The following is a 4877-nucleotide window of genomic DNA, read 5'->3' on the forward strand; positions in this document are numbered from 1 at the left end:
CAGTGGTCCGCTCGATCAATAAAGGGGCAATAGCCAGTTCCTGAGTTGTCCAAAAAGGCTCGCCTTCTATTGCGAAAGCGCGAATATCCAGGCCTTGAGCGTGCAACTCTTCAATCAATTTACGTGAAACCGGCAGTAAAGGCTTATCTGGGTGGTTAACAACTTCAAACCAATTAATATTAGCGTCGGAAGGTAATGTAAACTGGTTGAGGTTTGTTTTATCGAGCTGCTTTATTAATGCAGGTGCAACATCATATCCAGCTACCTCTATAGTTTCGCCACCATAAAGACGCTCACGCAATTGAGCGACAGCCTGCGGCTCGCCGGACTTCAGACCTGCAGCCATGCGCAAACGCAGGAATTGCGTCATTAATTGTTCGCCGCTATGTACAGGTTGCCATAACAATAATCGATGGATAGATAATGCGGAGTCCTGATAAAGATCGAGCGCTAATAAAGCACCGGCACGCAACCCCCACAGCGTGATACGCTGCGCACCCTGATCAACAGCCCATTGGATTAAAAAACGCACATCCTGTTTCCACACATCCCAATTTGCCTGGCCAAAATCACCCTCACTATCACCCGTTCCGAATAGATCAGGAACGATGACTGTAGCGCCTATATCAGCGAGTACGACAGCTTGATCGCGCACAATTTTACGAGATTTGTTCATCTCCTCTGCAAACGCAGGAACATGAATTATCCACTCATCCGAAAAGCATACATTTTTTGCCGGATAGAGCGAAATAAAAAGCTGGCCGGCGGGGCCTGCTACAAACTGGGGTATCATAAAATGGTAACGTAAACTATGCGTTTACTTTTGCATTAACAAACTGAAGAAGCGCTCCCATCGTTTCAAATACTTCAGCACTGATTTCATCATCATCAACAGATATATCGTAGTTTTCTTCAAGAGCAGTCAACACCATAACAACCGCCATCGAATCAAACTCAGGCACGCTGCCTAATAATGGTGTTGATTCATCAAAATCATCGATACGATCACCTAACTGCAGCACTTCACCAACAATTTCTTTCACGTCATTCAGCGTAACCACACAAACCCCCTAAAGATTTCACATTGAGCTTAAATACAAATAGTGCGCCATGTTAGCATTTACCAGGAAACACACAAAATACTTCGCAATAAAACGCTATTATATAGACACAAGAATAACGACAATCAAAAAAAACGACGATACACTTATTAGATAGACTTAATATGTTATCAACCCTACTCTCTAATGAGTGTTTTAACTGATGCGATGTAGCAAGCGGAAAATATTATGACAAGGACGGCCTTCTCAGAAGCACCTGAAACAGCATTAATGCAAACCTCACTTCTTACGCCTGCTTTTTATGGCTGGTTGTATAACGTTGATAGTCTTCAACAACCTGATGATGCAACGCGTATTAGTCAAAATATGCAGTCGGCATTAAACACACGAGATGACTTTGTTTCAGAGCAGACTAACAACAGTTTTTTGGGATCCAACAGCGATCTGCTAGCGCGTGACAACTTACTTATCACAATCATTGGTAAACCCGAGTGGTACGACACTACATTAGCCAATCTTGCAAACGAGAAGGGACATGCGGAAGCATTGCTTCACGCATACAAAGAACACGGCAAGGCATGTTGCAGCTTTATTCATGGATCATTTGCTTTTGTCATCGTTGATAATAGCCTGAATATGCTTACTGCCGGCGTCGACCGATTAGCCAGCATACCCTTATATTACGCTGAGCATCCACAACAGGGGATAATTTTTGGCACATCAGCGAGTGCACTGCTGGCTCACGATGCTATTGATGAAAAAATCAACCCTCAAGCTTTGTATAACTATGTGTATTTTCACATGGTACCCAGCCCGGTATCAACATTTGAGAATATCAAAAAGATGCAAGCGGCTCACTCGCTGCACCTGAAGGATGGTTCGAGCAGTATTCATCGTTATTGGACTCCCAGCTTTAAACAGACACAGCAACGTAGCTTTGATGATATGTGCGCAGAGCTACGCTACACCCTAAAAAACTCAGTAAGAAAAGCTAATAGTCAAGACGTTAAAACAGCAGCATTCTTAAGCGGAGGCCTGGACAGTTCAACGGTCACCGGCATGTTGAGCGAACTCAGCGATGGCGAAGCAGATGCGTATTCTATCGGTTTTTCGGCGAAAGGCTACGATGAAATGGCCTTCGCCCGCATCACCGCAAAACACTTTGGGGTAAAGCTACATGAGTACTATGTAACACCTGAAGATGTTGTCGCCGCCCTGCCAGGCATAGCCACCAGTTATGATGAACCCTTTGGCAACTCTTCAGCATTACCTGCTTATTTCTGTGCAAAAGAAGCGGCTAAAGATGGCGTACAATGTCTGCTCGCAGGAGATGGAGGTGACGAGCTATTTGCAGGCAATGAACGCTACGCAAAGCAAAAAGTGTTTGAGCGATACAGTTGCATACCAAAACCCCTGCGAACAGCGCTTTTTGAGCCACTACTACGCATGATTCCAGGCCAAATCCCCTTGGTAAATAAAGCACGCAGTTATATTAACCAGGCAAATACAACTCTGCCCGGGCGTATGCAAAACTATAACTTTCTTAATCAACATGCGCCTAACGAGATATTTAATGATGCCTTTATTAATCAGATATCCACAGATTACCCGTTAGAACTGCTTGAATCTGTTTATCAGGCACCAGAAAATGCATCGACATTAAGTCGGATGCTTTATCTCGACTGGCAATTCACACTTGCAGATAACGACTTGCGAAAAGTCAGCCATATGTGCGCACTGGCAGGTGTCGAAGTCGCTTATCCAATGCTGGATGACTCACTGTTAGCACTTGCGGGCGAAATTCCTGACGAATGGAAACTCAAAGGGCAACAACTCCGCTATTATTACAAAAAAGCATTAACCGGGTGGCTACCGCCGGAAACTATTACCAAGAAAAAGCAAGGGTTCGGTTTACCGTTTGGCGTCTGGATGCAGACGCATAAACCCCTCCAAGACCTGGCTTACGACAGCTTGGTAAAATTAAAAAGTCGCCCCTATTTCAGGGCAGAGTTTTTAGATAAGCTGATAAAATTACACCGCGAAGGCCATGCCGTCTATTACGGTGAACTGATCTGGATATTAACCGTGCTGGAGCTGTGGTTAGAAAGGAAAGTTGATGATGTCTAGGTGATGTTTTTCACTTAACAATACTGATATTCAGCACAAGCATTTAATAAGTCGTGAAAGGTCCGTTATGCGAGCACATACGAAAAACTATGAGCAATATCCGGACCCAAAGATCCCTTTAGCGCCGGTACTATCAGGACAGTCTCTTAGACTGTCCTCTAACTACAAAGATATCGACTCGATACTGTCATGCAATGAGACAATGCATATCACCAGTGGCCGAGCTGGTATCGTATTAGCATTAAAGGATGCGGGGGTTGTCTCAGGCGATGAAGTACTTTTGCCTGCCTACCATAGCCTGTCGATGATACCACCCGTCACATGGTGCGCAGCTTCCACGGTTTTTTATCAAATAAATATAGATACATGCATAAACAACGAAGATATTGAAAAAAAAATAACCCCTCATACCAAAGCTATGATCGTCACACACTACTTTGGTATCCTGCAGGATCTCACAAAGGTAAGAGAGCTGTGTGATAAAAAAAATATTGCGCTCATTGAAGATTGTGCTCATGCATTTTTCGGTGCTAAAAATGGGGCAGTCGTTGGCACCCAGGGAGATTATGCAATTGCCAGTAGCATGAAATTCTTCCCTTGTTTTGATGGAGGGATTCTTGCTTCTTCCAATAAAAAACTGAGTAATATAACGCTTGAACATCAACCCATATCACTGCAGCTAAAATCTTTATTTAATATCTTAGAGCGCTCTGTTGGTTATTCACGCTTGGGAATATTCGGTAAAATACTAAAAAAGATCTTAGCCCTTAAAAGCGTTACGTGGGCAATTATTAAAAACGTAAACAGCACAAACAGGGAACTGACACGAGTCGCTGCAGCGACAGAAGGAGGATATGACCTTGATGAAAGCTGGATTCATAAAAACATATCTACTGCCTCGGGTATTATAGTTAATAAAAGTAACGGTTCACGTATTGTAAAAAAACGCAGGGAGAACTATAAAAAAATTTACGACTCAATGAAGCACTTATCTACTGCTTATCCTCTTTTTGAGGCAATAGACGATCATTGTGTACCTCTCTTATTCCCACTTTATGTGAAGAACCCACAACAAGCCTTCGACACACTTAAACGTCAAGGAGTGCCCATCTGGCGTTTTGGAGAACATCTTGATCCCCGTATCACGATTGATGAATACCCAGACAGTATCAAACTTTCAAAGCATGTGTTGCAGTTCCCTTGCCATCAAGAACTATCTACAGCAGAAATTGATTGGATGCTTACGTTAATCAAGCAAGCAATCAAATAATGAGCTTATTATCAATATGATAAAATCAGGTTGGTCGCTTTTTCCGATAACTGAATTCGAAATGTATGCAGAGAAATGGGATGCACTTAACCGTGATAGCTACCAAACACCTTTGTTAGAAAGCTATTTCGTACAACCATTACTCAGACATTTTGGCTCAGGCCACGAAAAACTCGCCATTTATTATGCCGATAATTCAATAAGAGCAATGTCCATTGTTGTCAAAGTAAAAGCAGGCTGCTGGCGTACTTTTCAACCGTCACAAGCTCCTATTGGATGCTGGTTACAAGTATCTGAGATACCAACAAAACTACTGGCTAAACAATTACGTAATAAATTAATGTTTTTCCCACTTGTTTTTAGTATCACCCAGCAAGACCCGGAACTGCTAACCAGACCAATCCCGAATAAACAGATAA

General features: G+C 42.9%; 5 protein-coding genes. 3 read left to right on the top strand and 2 right to left on the bottom strand.

What is annotated here, in order from left to right; translation table 11 throughout:
- Together ABY436_RS18865 and ABY436_RS18870 are read right to left on the bottom strand one after the other, a co-directional pair.
- A partial coding sequence (locus tag ABY436_RS18865; RefSeq protein ID WP_372740474.1) for a hydrolase 2, exosortase A system-associated occupies nt 1-793 on the bottom strand: 793 nt, incomplete at its 3' end.
- Nucleotides 794-809: 16 nt separating this feature from the next.
- A complete protein-coding gene (locus ABY436_RS18870) occupies nt 810-1061 on the bottom strand; it encodes an acyl carrier protein (protein ID WP_372740475.1) in 252 nt (83 codons plus the stop codon).
- A gap of 228 nt (nt 1062-1289) precedes the next feature.
- On the opposite strand from ABY436_RS18870, the gene asnB reads away from it, so the two are divergent.
- The 3 genes from asnB to ABY436_RS18885 form a co-directional block, all read left to right on the top strand.
- Entirely contained in the window at nt 1290-3188 is a 1899-nt protein-coding gene (gene asnB / locus ABY436_RS18875; RefSeq protein ID WP_372740476.1) for an asparagine synthase (glutamine-hydrolyzing), read from the top strand.
- Nucleotides 3189-3390: 202 nt separating this feature from the next.
- Nucleotides 3391-4458 (top strand): DegT/DnrJ/EryC1/StrS family aminotransferase, encoded by a 1068-nt coding sequence (locus ABY436_RS18880; RefSeq protein WP_372740477.1) that lies wholly within the window; start codon nt 3391-3393, stop codon nt 4456-4458.
- A gap of 16 nt (nt 4459-4474) precedes the next feature.
- Nucleotides 4475-4877 (top strand): hypothetical protein (locus ABY436_RS18885; RefSeq protein ID WP_372740478.1); only part of this gene is annotated, 403 nt, incomplete at its 3' end.

The organism is Neptunomonas sp., from assembly GCF_041601355.1.
Taxonomy (GTDB): Bacteria; Pseudomonadota; Gammaproteobacteria; order Pseudomonadales; family Balneatricaceae; genus Neptunomonas.